A 22,804-nucleotide genomic window follows, 5' to 3' on the forward strand; every position below is an offset into this window, starting at 1 on the left:
CACCGGTCTTGAAAACCGGCAACCGTTAATAGCGGTTCTAGGGTTCAAATCCCTATCCCTCCACCACCATTAGAAAGCCCGCTGAGAAATCAGCGGGCTTTTTTCTTATCTGCGATATACATAAATAAAAGGGAAGGGCACTGACGTGCTCTTCCCTTTTTTGTATTTAAAACAATGACGACTAGTCCGCTAAATATTTTCCTTCTGCAACTTGCCAGAACGCTCGAATTAGAGGGTTATCTAGCTGTGCTCGCTTACAACATACGCCTAACTCAAATGGCTTGATAGGTTCTATCTTTAAGCGGCTTACTTTATCTCTTACAGGGCTGTTGTTTATGACCACATCAGGTGCGATGCCAACTCCACACCCTAGGGCCACCATACTTACAATCGCCTCATGGCCAGAAACTTGCGCGTATATGTTGGGTTTTATCTTCATCTTTTTAAACCATGCATTGGCTCGTTCACGCGCTGTACCCGCTTCAGGGATGATAAAAGGCACTTCATTCCAGTTTGGCTTGTCGGATTGTAGTTGTTGACCAAAACTACTGACGCCAGATGGGATGATGACAGATAGTGGTATATCACTGATGGTTTCGAATTCTAATCTTGAGGGGAGGATGTCTGGTTTCGCTGAAATCGCGATGTCTGCTTCGTCATTTAATATCTTATCGATAGATTGAGCAGGGTCGCCTGTAGAAAGCTTGAACTCGATATATGGATGAATGGCTCTGAACTCGGTAATTAGCTCAGGAAGATGGCTATAGCTTGCAGTCACGGAGCAAAATATCCTGATCTCCCCTTTTAACTCTTGTTCACCGCCTTTTAGGTGAAGGTTATATTGCTGCCACTCTCCAACAATACTCAACGCTACTGGCAATAGGTGTTTTCCCGCCGGAGTGAGATCAACGCTGCGGTTGTCCCTGATAAGCAGTTCCTGTCCTGTTTCTTCTTCAAGCTTTTGTATCTGACGGCTCAGTGCAGAAGGGCTGACATGCATGGCTGCAGCTGTTTTGCTGAAACTCTTGCTATCACATAAATGTATAAATAATTGTAGAGATTTTATGTTCATGTTTTGCGATCGTTTCCATGTTGCATTTATTGCAATAACTAATTGTGAATATATCACTTTCAGCAACGGAATGTCTGTTTTAGTATGAAGTCATTCGATAGAGAGATATCGACCTTACGGACTTATTTTTAAAGGAGTGCCTCAAATGGCTAACTATTTCAATACATTAAACCTTCGTGAACAACTAGACCAACTAGGTCGTTGCCGCTTCATGGATCGTGAAGAATTTGCGACAGAAGCTGAATACCTTGAAGGCAAGAAAATCGTAATTGTTGGTTGTGGTGCTCAAGGCCTTAACCAAGGTCTAAATATGCGTGATTCAGGCCTAAACGTGGCTTACGCTCTACGTCAGGCGGCGATTGACGAGCAACGTCAGTCTTACAAAAACGCAAAAGAGAACGGATTTGAAGTAGATAGCTACGAGAAGCTGATTCCTGAAGCGGATCTAGTAATCAACCTAACTCCAGACAAACAACACACTAACGTAGTTGAAACAGTAATGCCTCTAATGAAAGAAGGCGCTGCACTAGGTTACTCACACGGCTTCAACGTAGTTGAAGAGGGCATGCAAATCCGTAAAGACCTAACCGTTGTAATGGTTGCACCTAAGTGTCCAGGTACTGAAGTACGTGAAGAGTACAAGCGTGGTTTTGGTGTTCCAACACTAATCGCTGTTCACCCAGAGAATGACCCTAAGGGTGAAGGTTGGGATATCGCTAAAGCTTGGGCTGCTGGTACAGGTGGTCACCGCGCAGGTTGTCTAGAGTCTTCTTTCGTTGCTGAAGTTAAATCTGACCTTATGGGTGAGCAAACAATCCTTTGTGGCATGCTACAAGCGGGTTCTATCGTATCTTACGAGAAGATGGTTGCTGACGGTATCGACCCAAGCTACGCAGGTAAGCTTCTACAATACGGTTGGGAAACGATCACTGAAGCGCTTAAGTTTGGTGGCGTAACTCACATGATGGACCGTCTATCTAACCCAGCTAAAATCAAAGCATTTGAGCTTTCTGAAGAGCTAAAAGACCTAATGCGTCCGCTTTACAACAAGCACATGGACGACATCATCCAAGGCGAATTCTCTAGCACTATGATGGCTGACTGGGCGAACGACGATGCGAACCTACTAGGCTGGCGCGAAGAGACAGGCGAAACAGCATTCGAAAACTACCCAGCTTCTGATGTAGAAATCTCTGAGCAAGAGTACTTCGATAACGGCATCCTACTTGTTGCTATGGTTCGTGCGGGTGTTGAGCTAGCGTTCGAAGCAATGACAGCATCTGGCATCATTGATGAGTCTGCATACTACGAGTCTCTGCATGAGCTTCCACTAATCGCGAACACGGTTGCTCGTAAGCGCCTATACGAAATGAACGTTGTAATCTCAGATACTGCTGAATACGGTAACTACCTGTTCGCTAACGTTGCAACACCACTACTACGTGAGAAGTTCATGCCTTCAGTAGCAACAGACGTAATCGGTCGTGGTCTAGGTGAAGTATCTAACCAAGTAGATAACGCTAAACTAATCGAAGTTAACGAAGCTATCCGTAACCACCCAGTTGAGTACATCGGTGAAGAGCTACGTAGCTACATGAGCGACATGAAGCGCATCGCAGTAGGCGGTTAATCTCTTAACTCGATAACATCGAACAAATTTAAAGAGCTCCAAAAACTGGAGTCATAAATAAAAACACAACATCTAATTAAAAGGCTTGGTCGCCGTTGACCAAGCCTTTTTGTTTATTGGGAAAGATGTATCGCGACTCGGAGTGTTGTTTGGAGTCTAGACCGAAAAACTCGAGTGAATAAAAAAGGGCTGACGTTTTCACGTCAGCCCTCTTATCTTTGCTCGCTTGAGTGCTTACTTGTCTGCAAGCTTAGCTTCTAGCTCTGCAAGCTTTTGTTCCATTTCAGTCAGCTTTTGACGAGTGCGCAGTAGTACTTGAGTTTGAACATCAAACTCTTCACGGCTTACAACATCTAGTTTGTTTAGCTGGCCTTGGATAACTTGGCGAACTTTCTGGTCTACGTCTGAACCTAGTTCTTTCACTGGCTGAGGCATAGAGTCGTGGATCTGCTTAGCAATTTGCTCTAGTTTTTTTGGATCAAACATATCGATTAAAACTCCTGACTATTTATCACTATTCTATTTAATCACATCTAAGATGTCGCCTATCGCGTATAAAAAAAGGCCACCGAAGTAGCCTTTTTGATTGTTTTACGACTTAGCGATTACTTGTTGTCTGCTAATTCTCTGTGCGCTGCTTTTGCTTCATCAACGCGAGCTAGTTTTTCTAGATCTTTGTCTTCAACAAATACAGGAAGAGGTTTGTGTTTTTCAGCTAGGTAGCTGTAAATCACTGGCAGCACAAACAGCGTAAAGATAGTACCAATCGCCAGACCTGCAACGATAACAATACCGATACTGAAACGCTGAGCTGCACCCGCACCACTTGCGTACATCAGTGGGATTAGACCCGCGATCATCGCTGCGGTTGTCATCAGGATTGGACGAAGACGAACCTTCGCAGCTTCCATTACCGCTTCAATACGAGTCTTGTGGTGATGCAACTGTTCTTCTTTTGCAACCTCACAGATCAAGATACCGTGCTTGGTAATCAGGCCGACCAGCGTGATTAAACCTACTTGTGAGTAGATGTTCATCGTTGCCGCACCCCAAGCTAGAGCAATTAGGGCACCACAGATCGCCAGTGGTACCGATACCATGATAACCAATGGATCTTTTAGAGATTCGAACTGAATCGCTAGTACCAAGAAGATGATTGCTAACGCTAGACCAAAGGTTGCGTAAAGTGCGCTACCTTCTGTTACGTATTGACGTGCTTCACCCATGTAATCGTGGTTGTAGCCACTTGGTAGCTTGTTCGTTGCCGTATCTTCAAACCATGCAATCGCATCACCCATTGCAGCGCCTGGAGCCGGTACTGCACCGATCGTAGCTGAGTTCAATTGGTTGAAGTGAGGAAGAGAGCGAGGCTCTGCCACAACATCAATCGTAATTAAACTGCCCAGTGGCACCGCTTTACCATCCGCAGCACGTACATAGTAGTTATTCATCGATTCAGGGTTCAAACGGAACTTACGTTCTACTTGAGGGATAACCTCATAAGAACGACCGTTTAAGTCGATACGGTTTACGTAGCCATCAGACATCATAGTACCAAGTGTGATACCAATATCTTGCATGGTCACACCGTATGCGCCTGCTTTGTCTTTATCGATGTGTACCTTCATCGTTGCTGAGTCGTAGTTCAGATCAAGATCTGAGTAAACGAACAGCGGGTTCGATGCTACATCAGCCAAAATATCAGTAGTTATTTGGAACAAGCTCTCAAAACTGTTTGGTGTTGTAATAACAAACTGAATTGGAAGACCTGAACCTGCACCTGGTAGTTCTGGCATTTGGAATGCAGTTACCGCCATTCCCGGAACATCTTTAACTAAACCACCAACGCGGTTTGCTACGTCTGATTGGCTTGCCTCACGCTCACTCCATGGAACCATAGATGCGATACCAAACGCTTGGTTTGCATTAGGTACACCAGTAAACACCTGTGCGTAAGCGACTTCTGGCTGATCAGACAGAATCGCGTTTACGTCGTTCATGGTATTTTGCATGAAGTCTAAGTTCGCATTTGATGGCGCTGTACCCATCAGCATGATTACACCTTTATCTTCAGAAGGTGCTAGCTCACTTGGGATGAACTTAAACAGCATCGGTAAGCTGGCAAATACGATAACCGCAAAGCCAATGAATACTGGGCGATGGTTCATTACCGCACCAAGCATACGCTCGTAACGGTTAGTCATACCATCCAGTACGTTATGTACCTTTTGTTCAAACTTGCTTGGCTCTGCGTGAGCTTTAAGCATTTTTGAACACATCATTGGCGACAGCGTTAATGCCACGATACCGGATACAAATACTGAACCCGCTAGGGTTAGCGCGAACTCTTTAAATAGCGAGCCTGTGATACCACCCATCATCGCGATAGGAGCGTATACTGCGCCTAGCGTTAACGTCATTGCAATAACTGGTACCGCGATTTCACGCGTACCGATGATTGCAGCACGGAAAGGGGACTCCCCGAGCTTGATATGTCGGTCGACGTTCTCAAGTACTACGATCGCATCATCTACCACCAGACCGATGGCGAGTACCATTGCCAGTAGTGTCATCAGGTTCCAAGAGAAGCCCATCGCCTGCATTACCATTGCCACACCAATCAAAGATAGTGGGATAGTAACGATAGGGATAAGAACCGCACGGAACGAACCAAGGAACAAGGTGATGACAACCAGTACGATTAATGCCGCCTCAAGAATAGTCTTGATAACCTCTTGAATCGATTCGTTAATCGCAATCGTCGAGTCATACATTACGTTCATTGAGATGTTACTTGGTAGGTTCTTCTCTAGCTGAGGAAGAAGCTCAAGAACATCGGCTGCAATGTTGATAGGGTTAGCACTTGGTGCCGCGTTAATTGCTGCAACAACCGCTTCCTGACCGTTCGCACTTGCACGGTACACGTCGTGGCTTTTCTCTAGAGAAACCTTAGCAATGTCAGATAGACGGATGATTTCGCCTTCACCGCTACGAACTACAAGATTCTCTAACTCTTCAACGTTAGATACCTGGGTATCAGCACTGCCATTGTAGAGAACGAACTCACCGGTTGCTTGACCCGTTGCCGATTGGTAGTTGTTGGCATTCAGTACCGACATCACATCGCTAGCGGTTAGATCGACTGCAGCCATTTTTGACGGGTCTAGCCATACGCGTAGTGCGTATTTCATACCACCGTATAGGTCAACTTTCGATACACCGTTTACCGTAAATAGCTGCGGGTTGATTACACGCTCTAGATAATCGGTAATTTGGCTCGACACCAACTCATCACTAGTAAAACCAATGTAGAGTACCGCCGTTGTTGAACCGGTCGACATGGTTACCGTTGGATCTTCCGCTTCTTTTGGAAGCTGAGAACGAACCGAGTTTGTCTTAGCCAGTATGTCAGACAGCGCTGCGTTCGGGTCGGTGTTCAACTTCATGTTAACGGTAATCGTAGAGCTACCGAGTACAGAAGATGAAGTCATATAATCGATGTTATCCGCTTGTGCCACAGCTTGTTCGAGGGGCTGGGTGATAAAGCCTTGGATAAGATCGGCACTTGCACCGTAGTAACTCGTGGTCACGGTTACGACGGTATTCGTCATTTCAGGGTATTCACGCACCTGCATTTTGAAGATTGCTTGTAAGCCAAGCAGCGCAATCAAAAAGCTGATGGATACCGCTAGAACTGGACGTTTAATAAAAACATCAGTAAAGCGCATTGTGCCTCCGGTTACAGCATAGGTGTTTCAGATGGTGGTGTGATTGCATCACTTTCCACAACCTTAACTTTGGCACCGTTACTTAGACGTACTTGGCCAGAAGTCACAACGGTATCGCCCGCTTTCACACCTTCAAGGATGTGTGCGATATCAGCAGTACGTTCACCTACTTTTACAACATGTTGAGTAACGCGTTGAACGCCGTCTTCTTCAGTTAGGATGTAAACATTGTCGCCGTATAGAGTGAAAGTAATCGCTGTTTGAGGCAGAGTTACTTGGTTCTCTAATTTAGGCAGAATGATGTTAGCGCGTGCGAACATACCGCTACGAAGCTTGCCATCATTGTTTGGAATGTCTGCTTGAACTTGAATAAGACCACTTTGCACGCTTACTGCAGGTTCAATTGCGCTGATAGAGCCCTCAAATGGGATTTCTGGGTAAGCGTCAACGAAGATATCAACTGCTTGACCCACACTGATGCGAGAGATGTCAGTCTGAGAAACCGTGAAGCGTAGGCGCATAACACTGGTGTCTTCTAGACGAACAATATCAGTACCTGATTGTAGGTATTGGCCTAGGTAAACATTGCGGATACCAACGGTACCATCGAATGGTGCGCGAATTTCGCGACGATCGATAGACGCTTTTAGACTTTCAATATCAGCTGAAAGAGAGAAGTAGTTAGCTTCTGCTTCATCGTAAGCTTCTTTAGAGATAGAGCCTTTCTTGAATAGACCCTGGTAACGCTTGTACTTAGCTTTTGCTGCAGGTAAGCGAGCTTCAGAACTCTTAAGGTTCGCTTTCTCTACGTCTGAATCAAGGCGAACGAGTAGTTGATCGCTCTTAACTTCAGTACCTGACTCAAAAGAAATTTGGTCGATGACACCGCTAGTTTCGTTTGCTAGCGTGACACCTTGGTTTGGTTCAATGAAGCCGATAGCTTCAATCACCGGAACCCAATCGATCGGCTGAACTTCAGTAACCGTTACTGGAAACTCTGGTTCAGGGCGGTTTGCCATGTACTCAGCAATTTTTTGTTGTTTGAACATGTTGAACCCAATAACGCTGCCGAAAAGTAATACAGCGATGAGTAACATGAAGAAAGTCCACTTTTTCATTATGGTCAAAACTCCGATCTAGTGTTTAATTATTGCATCCCAACTGGCTTCGATTGCAGCTTCTAGTGCTGCCTCATCGAGTTGGTAAAATCCTAAAGAATGCTTTCGCGCTAGAGATACACTAGCCGCTAAGCTCAATCCGCTTAATACTTCATTATGCAGCGGTTTAAACAATCCTTGCTCTTTACCCTCATTAAATAGCAGCTCAACTTGGGCAAACATTTTGCGTTCAAGTTCCCTGAAGTTTAGGCTATTTGTGATGGGTAGAGAGTCATACTGAACCCGATTTTTAATCGCAGCTAAGTTCGTTCCCGCTAAGTTCCATATATTGAGCCACATGGTTCTGTAGCGTTGCTTTATTGGATCCGAATCATTAACTCCGTCTTGTACAGCATCTGCTACTCGTTGTGTTACGAGCACTCGAACGTCTTCGATCAAGTGATCCTTATCATCAAAGTAGCGATAGATAGTGCCTGCAGCCACTCCCGCTTCTTTTGCTAGTTTTTGCATCGAGAGGCCTTGAAAACCGACCTCAGCAATTAGCTTCTCTGCTGCAGAAAGTATTTGTTGGCGTTTATCCTGAGGTGCATGAGTAGTCATATTTACATCACCGATGAATGAACGTTCATTCATTATAGCCTAAGAACCATACACATGTGCAACAAAGTTTTGCATAAATGACGTAAAATTCTTGTAGAAGAGAACGTAGCATTCGTGATGTTGCAGCATTATTATAGGCGCGCAACCAATTCGACCTTGTAAGAACAGATAGAGAATCAAATGAAACTGAACCCAAGACAAGATGAAGCCGTGAAGTATGTTTCAGGCCCCTGCTTAGTATTAGCAGGCGCTGGATCAGGCAAGACACGTGTTATCACCAATAAAATTGCTTATTTGGTTCAGGAGTGTGGCTACAAGGCGCGTAACATCGCGGCAGTGACCTTTACCAATAAAGCAGCGCGTGAGATGAAAGAGCGTGTAGGGCAAACCTTAGGTAAAGGTGAAGCGAAAGGACTTATCGTTTCGACGTTTCACACCATGGGCCTAACCATTATTCGTCGTGAGTACAAAGCGCTGGGCTTAAAAGCTGGCTTCTCTCTGTTTGATGACCAAGACCAGTTAGCTCTATTAAAAGAGCTAACTGAAAGGCAAATCGATGGCGATAAAGATTTATTGCGTGCATTGATGAGTGCGATTTCGAATTGGAAGAATGACATGCTGACGCCAGACCAGGCGAAAGCGCGCGCTCAAGGCGAACAAGAGCAGTTGTTTGCGTTCTGCTTCGAGATGTATCAAAAGCAGATGAAGGCCTACAACGCCCTCGACTTTGATGACTTGATTGCATTGCCAGTACAATTACTCAAAACCAATCAAGAAGTGCGTGAACGTTGGCAGTCGCGTATTCGCTACCTACTTGTGGACGAATACCAAGATACCAACACCAGCCAGTACGAATTGGTTCGCCTACTGGTTGGAGAGCGTGGTCGCTTGACGGTAGTAGGTGATGATGACCAATCTATTTACTCATGGCGTGGTGCGAAACCGCAAAACTTGGTGTTGCTGGGTGAGGACTATCCTAACCTTCGCCTGATCAAGCTAGAGCAAAACTACCGCTCAACCAGCCGAATCTTACGTGCAGCGAACATCTTGATCGCCAACAACCCGCACGTATATGAGAAGTCTCTATTCTCTGAGATCCCAGACGGCGAAAAGCTTAAGGTATTGAATGCCAAGAACGAGGAGCATGAGGCCGAGCGTATTACCGGTGAGATCATCGCACACAAGTTTTTGAATCGTACTGAGTATAAAGATTATGCAGTGCTTTACCGTGGTAACCACCAATCGCGCTTAATTGAAAAAGCGTTGATGCAGAACCGTGTGCCTTACAAGATCTCTGGCGGCACCTCTTTCTTCGCTAGAGCCGAAATTAAAGACATCATGGCTTACCTACGAGTGTTGGTGAACCCTGATGATGATAATGCTTTCCTACGTATTGTAAACACGCCGCGCCGTGAGATCGGCCCGGTGACGCTAGAGAAGTTAGGTAGCTACGCCAATATGCGTGGTAAGAGCTTGTTTGAGGCCAGCTTTGAGATGGGCTTAGAGCAAACCTTAACTGGCCGAGGCTTGGAGAACCTGCGTCGATTCACTGATTGGATTGTTCGCATCTCGGATAACGCAGAGCGTGGCAATACCGTCGATGCAGTCCGTGCTTTGGTTCGTGATATTAACTACGAAGATTGGTTATACGAAACTTCAGCAAGCCCGAAAGCGGCAGAGATGCGTATGAAGAACGTCTCTGATCTCTATAGCTGGATTGTCGCCGATTTAGAAGGTGATAATTACGATAAAGAAGAGAAGTCGCTACGTGAGGTTGTGCAACGCTTAACCCTGCGCGACATGATGGAACGAGGTGAAGATGATGACGATGCTGACCAAGTACAGTTAATGACACTACATGCATCGAAAGGCTTGGAGTTCCCATATGTGTATTTGATGGGAACAGAAGAGGGCATCTTGCCGCACCAAACCAGTGTTGATGAAGGGAATGTGGAGGAAGAGCGTCGCCTGATGTATGTGGGTATCACTCGAGCGCAGAAAGAACTGACTTTTACTAAGTGTCGTGAACGTCGTCAGTTTGGTGAGTTAATTAAACCAACACAAAGTCGTTTTCTGGATGAATTGCCGCATGATGATGTGGAATGGGAAAGCGTGAAGAAGCCACAGTCCGCTGAAGAGCGAATGGAGAAAGGGCAGGCGCACATTGCCAATATTCGAGCGATGTTCAATAAGAAGTAATGTTCTGCTTGATGAGTACTATATAGAAGACAATAAAAAGGTGACCCGTTGGTCACCTTTTTTGAATTTTGCATTTTTAACTATAGCTCGGCAAATTACAGACCAGCAATCATGTGCTCGATAGCATCTTTGATTTCGTCGTCTGAACAGTCCATACATGAACCTTTCGCTGGCATCGCGTTAAAGCCGTTGATTGCATGGTCAGCTAGGATATCGCGACCTTGAGCAATACGAGGACCCCAGTCACCAGCATCACCTGTTTTAGGTGCGCCGCTTACGCCAGATGCGTGACAAGCGATACAAAAGGTACCATAAACTGTTGCGCCATCACGAGGGCCTGTTGGTTCAGCGGCTACTGGCTCACTGCCGACTAGGTATACTTGACCAACTGGTTTGATGCGCTCAGCAATTGCATCTTGCTCTGCTTCGCTAAGGCCTGAAGCCATTGCACCAGTTGAGAAGGTTAAAACTGCGATGACAACGCTTAAAATTCGACGAGACATATCCATTAAACTCACTTTACATTCCCAAGGTAAGTACATGCTTACCAAATTATAGTGTTGGAGGGGTGTTTTGGCTTTAACCAGTAAAGAGCAACTGTTAAACCAATGTAAATAATGGGTGATTATATCCCGATAAGTTGTTGCAATAAACAACAACTTATAAGCTGTGGCGGGTTGTAGTACTCAAATAAGGGGTTTATCACATATTAACTGTCGAAAAAGAGACCAAACAGAAAAAAAAGTTAAAAAAGTACTAGACGGCATTGGGTGATATACGTATTATTCCACTCCGCCGACAGGGCATGCGCCTGTAGCTCAGCTGGATAGAGCGTTGGCCTCCGGAGCCAAAGGCCGAAGGTTCGAATCCTTTCAGGCGCGCCATCCGGTCACTTACTTCGGTAAGCGAGAAATTGGCAAAAAAGAAATTATGGTGGCTATAGCTCAGTTGGTAGAGCCCTGGATTGTGATTCCGGTGGTCGCGAGTTCGAATCTCGTTAGCCACCCCATTCTTTCTTTACAAATTATCGGTAGCTTCGGCTTCCAGTGTTGATTCACTATCCCAAGAATCGATACAAAACTAGTCGGTGAATAGCGCAGCTTGGTAGCGCATCTGGTTTGGGACCAGAGGGTCGGGGGTTCGAATCCCTCTTCACCGACCACTATTTCAATAATCGCTTGTTAAGCGGTTATACAAAAAATTAGTGGTGGCTATAGCTCAGTTGGTAGAGCCCTGGATTGTGATTCCGGTGGTCGCGAGTTCGAATCTCGTTAGCCACCCCATTAATTTTGTCGGTGAATAGCGCAGCTTGGTAGCGCATCTGGTTTGGGACCAGAGGGTCGGGGGTTCGAATCCCTCTTCACCGACCACTATAAGAAAGCCTCGTCAGAAATGACGGGGCTTTTTTTCGTCTGGAGCTTAGATTACAAGAAAACTCACCTCTTCGAAGTGTTGCACGCTCAATGTGACCGCTCTTCTCCTCAGCTTTCTCCACACAAAACCATAATTCATTAAGCCGGTCGATCTATATCTAATTTTATATAATTTACTGGCTAATAAATTCGACAGATTGATAGGTTTGGTCTAGAGACTTTTACGAAAAATGAAATCTAACCCCCAAATTGTCGATTAATGGCTGTATTTAGCATTTTTCCTCCTCCCAAATCGCCGAAAATTCCAACTAATTTATCCATCCGCTTGTTTTGTTATCTTATATTTGCCATCTCTATGTTAGTGGTTGTAAATATGGCTTAACCAACGCTATACAGTTGTTTTGTTTGGGGTAAATAGATAAATTAGGTTTTGTTTCTATAGTGTTAATTGTTTTTTGGAATAATTATTTGTTTTTAGTGATTGGTAGTGAGATCTGCTCTTAACCATGACTTTAGCTCTACAAGTAAGTTGTGGTAAGGGTTTTGTGAGTATTTATTACCACTAATATAATGCTGTTTTTTCTTACTATATGCTTTTGTAGTGAATAGTTATGTGGTGGTTTTGCTTGTTAAGCGTTTAATGTCGACTTTTTATCCTATTTTTGTTGCTTTTCTGTGAATTATTTGCCAAATTGTCAGCCGTATAAAATATCAGAACAATATTCTGGTAAGAATGGATTCAATTTTGCAGACAGGGCAGAAAGCTGCCAAAGCAGTAGAGGTCTGGTAATGTCACTTTTAGAAGTAAAAAATCTTCGTATCGAATACCCATCTCGTCATGGAGTTCACGCCGCAGTTAAATCGCTTTCGTTCAATATTGAACGTGGTGAGATTGTTGGTGTTGTAGGCGAATCTGGTGCTGGTAAGTCAACGGTAGGTAACGCGGTTATCGATCTGCTGAGCCCTCCTGGTCGCATTGCTAGCGGCGAGGTATTTCTGGATGGCGAAAAAGTCTCTGGCTTATCTCCTGAACAGATGCGTTCTGTTCGCGGCTCAAAGATTGGTTTTATCTTCCAAGATCCAATGACGTCTCTTAACCCTCTATTCACCGTAGAACAGCAGTTAAAAGAAACGATTCACGCCAACATGAAGGTTTCCGATCAAGAAGCCTATGAGCGTTCCCTCGACTTGATGAATCAAGTAGGTATTCCACAGCCGGAAAACCGCTTAAAACAGTATCCTCACCAATTCTCTGGCGGTATGCGTCAGCGTGTGGTTATTGCGATTGCATTGGCAGGTGAGCCTGACCTTATCATCGCAGATGAACCAACCACCGCACTGGATGTATCTATCCAAGACCAAATTTTAGGTTTGATTCGCGATCTATGTATTAAGAAAAACGTAGGTTGTATGTTGGTAACGCACGATATGGGCGTGGTATCTAACGTAACCGATCGCGTAGCCGTAATGTATCGTGGTGACTTGGTTGAGTTTGGCCCAACAGCCAAAGTGCTTGGTACGCCAGAACACCCATATACACACAGCTTGATCTCTGCGGTTCCACGTTCAGACCGCAAACTCGACCGTTTCCCACTTGTGAGCTACATAGAAGAAGCACACGAGATGGAACCACTTGATGTGAAAAATCACTGGTTGGGTCAAAGCCAAGATCACCGTGATTACACAGGTCCATTATTAAATGTTGAAAACGTAAACCTGCGTTTCACCACTAAAGATTCATTCTTTGAGAGCCGTCGTGAGTACGTTCAGGCGTCAAACAATGTGAGCTTTGAAGTACATGAAGGCGAGACGTTTGGTTTGGTGGGTGAATCCGGCTCAGGTAAATCAACGATTGCTCGTGTAATTGCTGGTTTGTACGCACCAAACTCAGGCAAGGTAACGTTTGAAGGCGTTGACCTTACGGGCCTGAAATCTGAAAAAGAGCGTCGCCCTATGCGTCGCCAAATGCAGATGGTTTTCCAAAACCCTTACACATCAATGAACCCTCGAATGAAGATATTCGACATCATTGCTGAACCTATTCGATTCCATAAGCTTACTCGCAACGAAAATGAAACTCGTCAGATCGTTAATGACCTGCTAGAGCACGTTGGTTTAGGCAAAATGGCTGGGGTGAAGTACCCACACGAATTCTCAGGTGGTCAACGTCAGCGTATTTCTATCGCTCGCGCTTTGGCGACTCGCCCACGTCTTTTGATTTGTGATGAACCAACATCGGCACTGGATGTGTCTGTACAGGCTCAGATCCTTAACCTACTAAAAGACTTACAAGACGAGCTAAACCTAACCATGCTGTTCATCAGTCACGATTTACCGGTTATTCGCCAAATGTGTGACCGTGTTGGTGTGATGCAGATGGGGACACTATTGGAAGTTGCGCCTACAGAGCAACTGTTCCAATCACCTCAGCATGAATACAGCAAACAACTGATTTCTTTAATGCCTGAGTTTACAGGTTTAAGAGAAGAAAAAGCAGTGGCACAAGCCGCGGTATAAAAATCAGCAGGCTGGAGTTTAGCTTGCTAACAACAATAAACAGACGCAAATACAACAACTAGGGATCTGGATTCCCGCATGAAGGAGTTATGCAATGAAAACCATGAAAAGCAAATTAGCAGTAGCTTTGATGGCAGCTGGCCTAAGCTTTAGTGCAGCAGCAGCAGATATTACCGTTGGCTACGCAGCTGACCCAGTATCACTTGACCCGCACGAGCAGCTGTCTGGTGGCACACTGCAAATGTCTCACATGGTGTTTGACCCTCTAGTACGTTTCACTCAAGAGATGGATTTCGAAGGCCGCCTAGCATCTAGCTGGGAGCGTGTTGATGAAACGACTTTCCGTTTCAACCTACGTAAAGGTGTGAAATTCCACTCTGGTAACGAACTGACTGCTGATGATGTTGTGTGGACTTTTGAACGTCTACAAGCTTCTCCAGACTTTAAGTCAATCTTTACGCCATACGAAAAGATGGTAAAAGTGGATGACTACACAGTTGAGCTAGTATCAAAAGCGGCTTACCCACTAGTACTACAAACAGCAACTTACATCTTCCCAATGGACAGCAAGTTCTACTCTGGTAAGACAGCGGAAGGTAAAGACAAGTCTGAGCTAGTTAAGCACGGTAACTCGTTCGCTTCGACTAACGTTTCAGGTACTGGTCCTTTCATCGTAACGCAGCGTGAGCAAGGCGTTAAAGTAACGTTCGAACGTTTCAACGATTACTGGGACACAGAGTCTGAAGGTAACGTAGACAAGCTAACACTTGTGCCAATCAAAGAAGACGCAACACGTGTTGCTGCACTTCTTTCTGGTGACGTAGATATGATTCACCCAGTAGCACCAAACGATCACAAGCGTGTTAAGAACGCTAAGAACATCGATCTGGTAACGCTACCTGGTACTCGTATCATCACGTTCCAAATGAACCAAAACAGCAACGAAGCTCTTAAAGATGTTCGCGTTCGTCAGGCGATTGTTCACGCAATCAACAACGAAGGTATCGTTAAGAAGATCATGAAAGGCTTTGCAACAGCTGCTGGTCAGCAAAGCCCAACAGGCTACGCGGGTCACAACGAAGAGCTAGTTCCTCGTTACGATCTTAAGAAAGCGAAAGAGCTGATGAAAGAAGCGGGCTACGAAGATGGCTTTACGCTAACTATGATGGCACCAAACAACCGTTACGTGAACGATGCGAAAGTAGCGCAAGCGTCTGCGGCAATGCTATCTAAGATTGGTATCAAAGTTGATCTTAAGACTATGCCTAAAGCACAGTACTGGCCTGAGTTTGACCTATGTTCTGCTGACATGATGATGATCGGCTGGCACTCAGATACTGAAGATTCAGCGAACTTCAACGAGTTCCTAACAATGACTCGTAACGAAGAGACTGGTCGTGGTCAATACAACTGTTCTGGCTACTCAAACCCAGAAATGGATGCGATTGTAGAAGCTTCTAACACTGAAACTGACCCAGTTAAACGTTCTAAGATGCTGAAAGGCGTTGAAGCAACACTATACAACGACGCTGCATTCGTACCGCTACACTGGCAAAGTGAAGCGTGGGGCGCGAAGTCTAACGTAGGTGCTGCAGACATCGTAAACCCAATGGTTATGCCTTACTTCGGCGACCTAGTTGTAAAATAATCTAGCTTGCTAGAATCGAGAGCCTGAGCTTTCAGGCTCTCAAATTATTAAGAAATAGATTTAAGTTTAGGTATTTGGTCTTCCTTCAGTCTGGCTAAATACCTTTTTTAAGACTGAATTTTTGTTATCTAGTCGCGGATTTCGATTAGATAGTCATGGATAGATAAGGGGCAAGGAATGGTTACGTTTCTGGTCAAGCGCCTGTTTCAGGCACTGATAGTGATGTTTGTGATCAGTTTGGTGGCGTTTGCCATTCAGGATAACCTGGGCGACCCGTTGCGTGAGTTAGTCGGTCAATCTGTGTCAGAATCGGAGCGTCAAGCGCTGCGTGATGAACTCGGCTTAAATGATCCCTTCATTACAAAATACACTCGCTTTGTAGGCGCTGCTCTACAAGGTGATCTTGGTACTTCATATTTCTTTAAACGCCCAGCTGTGGACGTAATCTTAGATAAGCTAGTAGCAACGCTTGAACTTGTGTTTGGCGCTTCTCTGATCATCGTTTGTCTGTCGATTCCTCTTGGCGTTTATTCTGCAATACACCCAAAAAGCTTCTTCACTAAACTGGTGATGGCGGGCAGTAGTGTCGGCATTTCTGTACCCGTTTTCTTAACCGCAATCATGTTGATGTATGTATTCTCCATTGAATTAGGTTGGCTGCCGTCGTTTGGCCGTGGTGAAACGGCAAACTGGTTTGGTTGGGAGTCTGGTTTCCTAACGCTAGATGGCCTGGCACACTTAGTTCTGCCAAGTATTGCTCTAGCATCTATCATGCTGCCTCTCTTCATTCGTCTAGTTCGCTCTGAAATGCTCGAAGTTCTTAGCTCTGAGTACATTAAGTTTGGTAAAGCGAAAGGCCTAGCGCTGAACAAGATTTACTACCAACACGCTCTGAAAAACACAATGCTGCCAGTACTAACGGTAGGTGGTGTTCAGATTGGTACTATGGTGGCTTACACCATTCTTACTGAAACCGTATTCCAGTGGCCGGGCACCGGCTTCCTATTCCTTGAAGCGATTAACCGAGTGGATACACCACTGATTACCGCATACGTTATCTTCGTTGGCCTTATCTTCGTAGTAACGAACACCATTGTTGACCTGCTATACGGCATCATTAACCCAACAGTGAACATCACAGGGAAAGGAGCATAATCATGGAACAAACTACAACAGCTCCATCTCGTTGGGAGCGATTTAAGCAGTCAGACATTCTGTACTACTTCTTACGTGACAAAGTGGCAATGTTCAGCTTTGCTGTATTCACTGCTTTCTTGGTGATGGCATTGGCGGCACCTATTCTAGCGCCAACAGACCCGTATGACGTGACGTCTATCGACATCATGGACTCTGAGCTACCACCGTCTTGGATGGAAGATGGCGAAGAGCGTTTCCTACTGGGTACCGATGAGCAGGGTCGTGACATTCTATCGACCATGCTTTACGGCTCTCGCTTATCACTGACGATTGGTTTCCTAGCCGTTGGTCTACAACTGACTCTAGGTATCATTATTGGTCTGTCTGCGGGTTACTTCGGTGGTCGTATCGATAGCTTCTTGATGCGTTTTGCTGATGTTCAGCTTTCGTTCTCAACCATGATGGTTGCGATCATTGTCTCGGCTATCTTTAAGGCGAGTTTCGGCAGTGACTTCTACGCGCAATATGCGGTAGTGATGCTGGTGGTGATTATCGGTATTGCCGAATGGCCACAATATGCTCGTACGATTCGTGCATCAGTATTGGCTGAGAAGAAGAAAGAGTATGTAGAAGCAGCACGCGTGATGGGCTTCAGAGCACCACGCATTATGTTCCGTCATATTCTACCGAACTGTTTATCGCCAATTTTGGTTATCTCTACGGTACAGGTGGCAAATGCCATCATGTCAGAAGCGGCACTTTCTTTCCTAGGTTTGGGCCTACCGGTAGACCAACCGTCACTGGGCGCACTAATCAGTACTGGTTTTAACTACATTTTCTCTGGTGCGTGGTGGATTACAGCCTTCCCTGGTGTCGTATTGGTGACGCTAGTACTGGTGATCAACCTGCTGGGTGACTGGTTACGTGACGTGTTTAACCCTAAAATTTATAAAGGGTGATAGCTTGGTTTGATTTTTAGTAAAAAAAATCACTAAACTAAGAGCCGTAAGCAATTACGGCTCTTTTTTTGCTTAATGGATCTTGAACTAAGTATCATTGATAGTGTCAATAGTACTTAAAATGGAATTCATGTTTTATCGACATTAATTCGGTAACAATTAACCCGTAAGGGTTTAAGTGGTGGTTATGAAATTGACAATGAATGATGTATGTCGCGCTGTGATTAGAAATTATCGTATGGGGCTTATTGCTGCATCCCTCTTGGTATCGAGCCAAGTTAATGCAGAATCGGTTTTATGTGATGCTACTCAGGCAAGTACCAATCAATTACCACAGCTAGAGCAATCATGTCCGATCGGTAAGGGTGTTTGGGGTAATAAAGCGCCTAAACGTCATTCAGATAACGAGCTGTTTTGGGTTCAATGTGGCTTGCTGAACAAGCCTTTGTCACTGAGCCAAGCAAAACCTCTTTACGGCAAAATTTCGACCAACGTATGGATGAAACCTGAGGGTGGTGATTATCGTTGTTTGATTGGTCCTTACTCTACATTTTCAGATGCAAGAAAAGATCTAGCTCAGGTTCGTAAGGTGCCAGGTTATGGCGAAGCCTTTATTCGTATGGTTGATAAGTCGCAGACCTCATCACAACCTATCGTGGCAAAAGCGGCCAAGCCTAAAGCAGCAAAACCGACACCGATTAAGGCTCCTATAAAACCTGCAACTAAGCCTGCGGCGAAACCCGTAGCTGCGAAGTCAGCGGCAGCAGTGACCAGTGCGGCTGCCATTCAGGCATTGCCAAGTGGTGGCAAAAATTCAGATAACGATCTAGATATTGAAGTTCGCGTGACGGCAAATGTTGCTGGTAGCCAATATGCGATCCCTTACCTGCTAGACCATGAGCAGCAGTTCTACATGGAGCAAGGTAAGCCTTGGAGTCGTTTGGATTACGGTAGTGCAGAGCTGGTATGTAATAAGCTCAACATGAAGCTGATGACTGAAAAGCAATGGCAGAGCATCCTAGGCTCAAAAGTGATGGAAAACCAGAACTGGCCAATGCACCTACCTTATTGGGGAGCGGATAAGAAAGGCCTGTTCACTAATGGTAACGTAAACCAACTCAAAGGCTCTTCACTACTTAACGTGATGTGTGTGAAGTAACAAGTCGGATTGAAACCTTACTTAAGCCTCAGCGATTGCTGGGGCTTTGTTGTTTTTAGGTCTCGTAATTCAAAGGCTAGGGGTACTTGGTTAAGCAGTGTATCGATAGCTGATGGCAGACGCCTTCAAATGAATTTGATCAAAAATCACTAAAAATTGCTCAAATAGTGCGGTTGGTGCGTAGAAAACCATAACTCAGCAACAAGGTGATTGAGATTATGAGTTTGAAAAAACGATTAGAAGATGTGGCTCCTAGCTTCGAAGCTGGGGGGAAGTACGAGAAGCTCTACCCAGTGTATGAGGCATTTGCGACCATATTTTACACGCCAGGGAATGTGAACCGAGGTATAACCCATGTCCGGGACAGCATTGACCTAAAACGGATTATGATTCTGGTGTGGCTAGCCACTTTCCCCGCGATGTTTTGGGGTATGTACAACGTAGGTCATCAATCCGTGATGGGGTTAACCGCTACCTATTCCGGTGCCGAGCTTGCTTCTATCATCGATAGTAGTTGGCGCCTATCGTGGGCGTTTGGTGATGCACCGTCGTTAGTAGCAAGCGGCTGGGGAAGCCAGATGTTTTTGGGGGCGCTCTACTTTTTACCTGTTTATGCCACCGTGTTTGTGGTCGGGGGCTTCTGGGAAGTTTTATTTGCCGTTGTAAGAAAACACGAGGTGAATGAAGGCTTTTTTGTAAGCTCAGTACTGTTCGCACTTATTCTCCCGCCAACAATCCCGCTGTGGCAAGCCGCTTTGGGTATTACCTTTGGTATTGTCGTTGCCAAGGAGTTGTTCGGTGGTACAGGGCGAAACTTCCTCAACCCTGCACTGGCGGGGCGAGCGTTTCTTTACTTTGCCTATCCTGCCAACATGTCCGGCGGCTTGGTATGGGTTGCCGCTGACGGCTACTCAGGAGCGACACCGCTCAGCCAATGGTATGAAGGTGGCGGCTCGTCGCTGATCAATAACATGACAGGTGAGGCAATCACTTGGATGGACGCCTTTATCGGTAATATTCCGGGATCAATGGGTGAAGTATCTTCACTGCTTATTATGCTGACCGGTGTGATTCTGATTGTCATGAAGATAGCATCGTGGCGCATTGTGGCTGGTGTGATTGTTGGTCTTGTGGCAACCTCGAGCTTACTAAACTTGATTGGTTCAGATACTAACTCAATGTTTTCGATGCCGTTCTACTGGCACTTTGTGTTAGGTGGCGTCGCGTTTGGTACCTTCTTCATGGCGACCGATCCAGTATCTGCCGCCTTCACTAATAACAGTAAATGGGCCTACGGGATTCTGATAGGTGTGATGACGGTCGGTATTCGAGTACTCAACCCTGCATACCCAGAGGGCATCATGCTCGCTATCTTATTTGCGAACCTGTTTGCTCCGCTATTTGATTTCATGGTGAAAGAACAGAATATTAAGCGTAGGCAAAAACGCATGGCGCGTTAAGCCACTAAAGAAAAAGGCTTGCCGATGTGCAAGCCTTTCTATTGATAAAGAAACATAAAAGCCATTCAACTCCACTTCAAATCAATCTCGAATGGTTGTGTACTGCCACAGTGTTCGCCACACATTTCATCGTAAGCGCTGTTATGTATCAGTGTTGCTGACGATACGCCTTGATCGCTAAAGTGGTCACGCGCTTGATTGACACTCAAAAACTTCATCGGATGGTGGTGGTCGTCTTTAATTAACTGCTTCTGCTCGCCAACGACTTGGTAAGCTAAATAAATCCCGCCTTCAAATGATTCAATTAGTAGATTCATCACAAACTCCATTTTTGTTCTAGATAGGTCTTTGTTTTGGTATCTACGTTAATAGTTGTTTGAAGGTTCATGTGGCTTTAAAAATGAAAAAACCAGAAGCTCGGCTTCTGGTTTCTGATTAGGCCATCAAACTAACTCAGTGACTAGTTGATCTTCTGCATGATGCTAACACGACCGTTGGTATCACCTTGGTTATCCATCTTACGGCGGATAAGTAGGCCTTCATCCCAGTTAGTGCCTGCAGGTTGGTATTCCCACTTAACGAAGTATTCATTCTTGCTATCGCAAGTATTGTCCTCAGGAATGCTTGAATCTGGATCAAAATCATCTTGGTCGCAGAAACGAACAACGGTGTTCAGTTCTGTTAGTGTCGCTTTTGAAGCTCGGTCTGTTTGACCAAACCACCAGTAATCGATAGCGCCTAACTCCGCGTAGGTTGCATCAAACTGCCCCATATCTTCTGGCGAAGATTGACCATCGTTTTCACTGCCACATTCAGAACCAGATGTCGTTACTTTTGTTGCGCCGAACACCATAGTACTCACTGCAACTTCGCCATTGTCACAGTACTCTTTCGTTTCCCATGTACCAGTGAAATCTACGTAACGTTCAGAATCTTTTGTTGGGATCTCGTAGTAGTAAGCAACACGCTCCGTTACGCGAGGTTGGGGGTTGTTTGCGTCGCTACCCAGCGTCTCTTTCTTAACAATCTCAGAATAAATGCCAGTTACAGGGTCGAAAGAGCCAGAAGTGGTATCACGAATCCAGTTTGATGTGTTGCTGTCTTCGTCTTTGTCATCCCAGACATTGTTTGCTGTGTAGTGATTCAAATCTGAAGCTTTTTGTACATCAAATGGCTTCCACCCTTCGATGTCTTCGGCTGTGAACTCTTCATCAGCGGTTGCTGATTTTGCTAAGTCTCGAAGTTTGTATGCGAAAGCACTATTGAGAACGAACGCGCTATCAGGGTTAAGGTCGCCATTCTCAAGATCTATTTGGTCGTCACCGTCAATATCACAGCCGCTTCTTTCAGGTTCTTTCTCATCGATCCACTGATTTGTAGAATCAGCAACACATGTTAGGTATTGCTCAGCAAAGCTTTCTGATAATGAATAGTCGTTAGAGCCTGCAAGCGTAGTGACTGATTCTGCAGAGTTCACTTTGAACGTCATCTCGGTCATGCCGCGAGTACGCTCGAACATGTCTTCTTCCATTAGCTTGTCAGCGTGGACGTAAATGAATTCGTTAGAGTTCTGGGTGACATCAATGTAACGAACGAATTTGCCAGCAGTGATAAATGGATTTGCAGAGTCATCACCGCGTTCCATTGATCCAAATGCAGATTGCATGTGTGTTAGAGCGTCGTTTTCTGAAGCGATATTTGCAGCTTCTACACCAACAGCTACTAGGAAGTCCGTTACGCTTGTAGTGTCATCTAGGCTTAGATCTTTCATCTTTGTTAACGTAGCAGCATCAGGTTCTCGCAGCATATCTGGAATTGTCAGAATTTCATCTGAAGTGTTACCAAACTGGTTGTCCAAAGACTGAAGTAAAATTGCTAGGTTAAGTGCACGAGCGTATTTACCCGCCGCTTCAAATGGAGTCAGTACATCACGGTTTGATGCTGCACCTACTTTTAAGCCGTTTTCACCGCCAATGAAGAAGGTAATTGTGTCGCTAGTTTTAGCGGTAAATTCGCCTTCACTAGTTGTAACACCGTTTAAGCCAGAGCTAGTGCTGTAGTAGATACCTTCAACAGCTGCGTCGATAAACTTATTGGTAGTTGATGTTTCAGTTGGTGTTGTGACACTTGAACTGTCGCTACCACAACCTGTTAAAGCCACTGCAATCGCCGCTGCGAGAATACTCACTTTTTTCATTACTCGT

The 22,804-nt window shown here is 45.2% G+C and carries 15 protein-coding genes, 5 tRNA genes and 1 pseudogene; 13 read left to right on the forward strand and 8 right to left on the reverse strand.

The window, feature by feature from the left end; translation table 11 throughout:
• Nucleotides 1-181 precede the first annotated feature (181 nt).
• Nucleotides 182-1,072: an HTH-type transcriptional activator IlvY gene (gene ilvY / locus F0251_RS03975; protein WP_061033074.1), complete on the reverse strand. Its 891-nt coding sequence runs from the start codon at nt 1,070-1,072 to the stop codon at nt 182-184.
• A 145-nt stretch (nt 1,073-1,217) separates the two neighbouring features.
• Between ilvY and ilvC the strand changes: the two genes are divergently transcribed.
• The gene (gene ilvC / locus F0251_RS03980) at nt 1,218-2,702 is read left to right on the forward strand and encodes a ketol-acid reductoisomerase (protein ID WP_008224071.1); all 1,485 of its coding nucleotides are present in this window, start codon (nt 1,218-1,220) and stop codon (nt 2,700-2,702) included.
• Nucleotides 2,703-2,936: 234 nt separating this feature from the next.
• Here the strand turns inward: ilvC and F0251_RS03985 are convergent, their stop codons facing one another.
• The 4 genes from F0251_RS03985 to F0251_RS04000 form a co-directional block, all read right to left on the reverse strand.
• Complete coding sequence (locus tag F0251_RS03985; RefSeq protein WP_004740921.1) at nt 2,937-3,188, reverse strand: accessory factor UbiK family protein; 252 nt, start codon at nt 3,186-3,188, stop codon at nt 2,937-2,939.
• 119 nt (nt 3,189-3,307) lie between these two features.
• Nucleotides 3,308-6,430, reverse strand: coding sequence for a multidrug efflux RND transporter permease subunit (locus tag F0251_RS03990; RefSeq protein ID WP_171730378.1), 3,123 nt, complete (start codon nt 6,428-6,430; stop codon nt 3,308-3,310).
• 11 nt (nt 6,431-6,441) lie between these two features.
• Nucleotides 6,442-7,548, reverse strand: a complete 1,107-nt coding sequence (locus F0251_RS03995) for an efflux RND transporter periplasmic adaptor subunit (RefSeq protein ID WP_061033076.1) — start codon at nt 7,546-7,548, stop codon at nt 6,442-6,444.
• 18 nt (nt 7,549-7,566) lie between these two features.
• Nucleotides 7,567-8,148, reverse strand: a complete 582-nt coding sequence (locus F0251_RS04000; protein WP_205416604.1) for a TetR/AcrR family transcriptional regulator — start codon at nt 8,146-8,148, stop codon at nt 7,567-7,569.
• 180 nt (nt 8,149-8,328) lie between these two features.
• On the opposite strand from F0251_RS04000, the gene rep reads away from it, so the two are divergent.
• Entirely contained in the window at nt 8,329-10,347 is a 2,019-nt protein-coding gene (rep, locus tag F0251_RS04005) for a DNA helicase Rep (RefSeq protein WP_004740928.1), read from the forward strand.
• Between the two features lie 95 nt (nt 10,348-10,442).
• Here the strand turns inward: rep and F0251_RS04010 are convergent, their stop codons facing one another.
• Nucleotides 10,443-10,856 (reverse strand): cytochrome c5 family protein, encoded by a 414-nt coding sequence (locus tag F0251_RS04010; RefSeq protein WP_008224061.1) that lies wholly within the window; start codon nt 10,854-10,856, stop codon nt 10,443-10,445.
• Nucleotides 10,857-11,154: 298 nt separating this feature from the next.
• Between F0251_RS04010 and F0251_RS04015 the strand changes: the two genes are divergently transcribed.
• From F0251_RS04015 to F0251_RS04065, 11 genes are all read left to right on the forward strand, one after another.
• Nucleotides 11,155-11,231 (forward strand) — tRNA-Arg (locus F0251_RS04015).
• 49 nt (nt 11,232-11,280) lie between these two features.
• Nucleotides 11,281-11,356 (forward strand) — tRNA-His (locus tag F0251_RS04020).
• Between the two features lie 76 nt (nt 11,357-11,432).
• Nucleotides 11,433-11,509 (forward strand) — tRNA-Pro (locus tag F0251_RS04025).
• Nucleotides 11,510-11,554: 45 nt separating this feature from the next.
• Nucleotides 11,555-11,630: transfer RNA gene (locus F0251_RS04030), tRNA-His, on the forward strand.
• Nucleotides 11,631-11,640: 10 nt separating this feature from the next.
• Nucleotides 11,641-11,717: transfer RNA gene (locus F0251_RS04035), tRNA-Pro, on the forward strand.
• A gap of 792 nt (nt 11,718-12,509) precedes the next feature.
• Nucleotides 12,510-14,237, forward strand: coding sequence for an ABC transporter ATP-binding protein (locus F0251_RS04040; protein WP_061033079.1), 1,728 nt, complete (start codon nt 12,510-12,512; stop codon nt 14,235-14,237).
• Between the two features lie 94 nt (nt 14,238-14,331).
• Nucleotides 14,332-15,885, forward strand: coding sequence for an ABC transporter substrate-binding protein (locus tag F0251_RS04045; protein ID WP_102425727.1), 1,554 nt, complete (start codon nt 14,332-14,334; stop codon nt 15,883-15,885).
• Nucleotides 15,886-16,062: 177 nt separating this feature from the next.
• Complete coding sequence (locus F0251_RS04050) at nt 16,063-17,040, forward strand: ABC transporter permease (protein ID WP_105057715.1); 978 nt, start codon at nt 16,063-16,065, stop codon at nt 17,038-17,040.
• A gap of 2 nt (nt 17,041-17,042) precedes the next feature.
• The gene (locus F0251_RS04055) at nt 17,043-17,981 is read left to right on the forward strand and encodes an ABC transporter permease (RefSeq protein WP_008218598.1); all 939 of its coding nucleotides are present in this window, start codon (nt 17,043-17,045) and stop codon (nt 17,979-17,981) included.
• A 187-nt stretch (nt 17,982-18,168) separates the two neighbouring features.
• Nucleotides 18,169-19,140 carry an SPOR domain-containing protein gene (locus tag F0251_RS04060; RefSeq protein WP_116869860.1) on the forward strand — a complete coding sequence of 324 codons (972 nt, stop codon included), beginning with the start codon at nt 18,169-18,171 and terminating at the stop codon, nt 19,138-19,140.
• 218 nt (nt 19,141-19,358) lie between these two features.
• Nucleotides 19,359-20,600, forward strand: coding sequence for an NADH:ubiquinone reductase (Na(+)-transporting) subunit B (locus tag F0251_RS04065; RefSeq protein ID WP_171730379.1), 1,242 nt, complete (start codon nt 19,359-19,361; stop codon nt 20,598-20,600).
• A 65-nt stretch (nt 20,601-20,665) separates the two neighbouring features.
• Here F0251_RS04065 and F0251_RS04070 read toward each other — a convergent pair.
• Nucleotides 20,666-20,932 (reverse strand): annotated as a pseudogene (locus F0251_RS04070) (DUF6482 family protein); the annotation flags it as partial.
• A gap of 128 nt (nt 20,933-21,060) precedes the next feature.
• Nucleotides 21,061-22,797 carry a hypothetical protein gene (locus F0251_RS04075; RefSeq protein WP_171730380.1) on the reverse strand — a complete coding sequence of 579 codons (1,737 nt, stop codon included), beginning with the start codon at nt 22,795-22,797 and terminating at the stop codon, nt 21,061-21,063.
• Nucleotides 22,798-22,804 lie beyond the last annotated feature (7 nt).

It is taken from the genome of Vibrio sp. 070316B, assembly GCF_013114115.1.
Classification (GTDB): Bacteria; Pseudomonadota; Gammaproteobacteria; order Enterobacterales; family Vibrionaceae; genus Vibrio; species Vibrio chagasii_B.

Bases quoted from the DNA above. Each gene is read 5' to 3' on its own strand.
- ilvY (WP_061033074.1), bottom strand. From the start codon at position 1,072: ATGAACATAAAATCTCTACAATTATTTATACATTTATGTGATAGCAAG.
- ilvC (WP_008224071.1), top strand. From the start codon at position 1,218: ATGGCTAACTATTTCAATACATTAAACCTTCGTGAACAACTAGACCAA.
- F0251_RS03985 (WP_004740921.1), bottom strand. From the start codon at position 3,188: ATGTTTGATCCAAAAAAACTAGAGCAAATTGCTAAGCAGATCCACGAC.
- F0251_RS03990 (WP_171730378.1), bottom strand. From the start codon at position 6,430: ATGCGCTTTACTGATGTTTTTATTAAACGTCCAGTTCTAGCGGTATCC.
- F0251_RS03995 (WP_061033076.1), bottom strand. From the start codon at position 7,548: ATGAAAAAGTGGACTTTCTTCATGTTACTCATCGCTGTATTACTTTTC.
- F0251_RS04000 (WP_205416604.1), bottom strand. From the start codon at position 8,148: ATGACTACTCATGCACCTCAGGATAAACGCCAACAAATACTTTCTGCA.
- rep (WP_004740928.1), top strand. From the start codon at position 8,329: ATGAAACTGAACCCAAGACAAGATGAAGCCGTGAAGTATGTTTCAGGC.
- F0251_RS04010 (WP_008224061.1), bottom strand. From the start codon at position 10,856: ATGGATATGTCTCGTCGAATTTTAAGCGTTGTCATCGCAGTTTTAACC.
- F0251_RS04040 (WP_061033079.1), top strand. From the start codon at position 12,510: ATGTCACTTTTAGAAGTAAAAAATCTTCGTATCGAATACCCATCTCGT.
- F0251_RS04045 (WP_102425727.1), top strand. From the start codon at position 14,332: ATGAAAACCATGAAAAGCAAATTAGCAGTAGCTTTGATGGCAGCTGGC.
- F0251_RS04050 (WP_105057715.1), top strand. From the start codon at position 16,063: ATGGTTACGTTTCTGGTCAAGCGCCTGTTTCAGGCACTGATAGTGATG.
- F0251_RS04055 (WP_008218598.1), top strand. From the start codon at position 17,043: ATGGAACAAACTACAACAGCTCCATCTCGTTGGGAGCGATTTAAGCAG.
- F0251_RS04060 (WP_116869860.1), top strand. From the start codon at position 18,169: ATGAAATTGACAATGAATGATGTATGTCGCGCTGTGATTAGAAATTAT.
- F0251_RS04065 (WP_171730379.1), top strand. From the start codon at position 19,359: ATGAGTTTGAAAAAACGATTAGAAGATGTGGCTCCTAGCTTCGAAGCT.
- F0251_RS04075 (WP_171730380.1), bottom strand. From the start codon at position 22,797: ATGAAAAAAGTGAGTATTCTCGCAGCGGCGATTGCAGTGGCTTTAACA.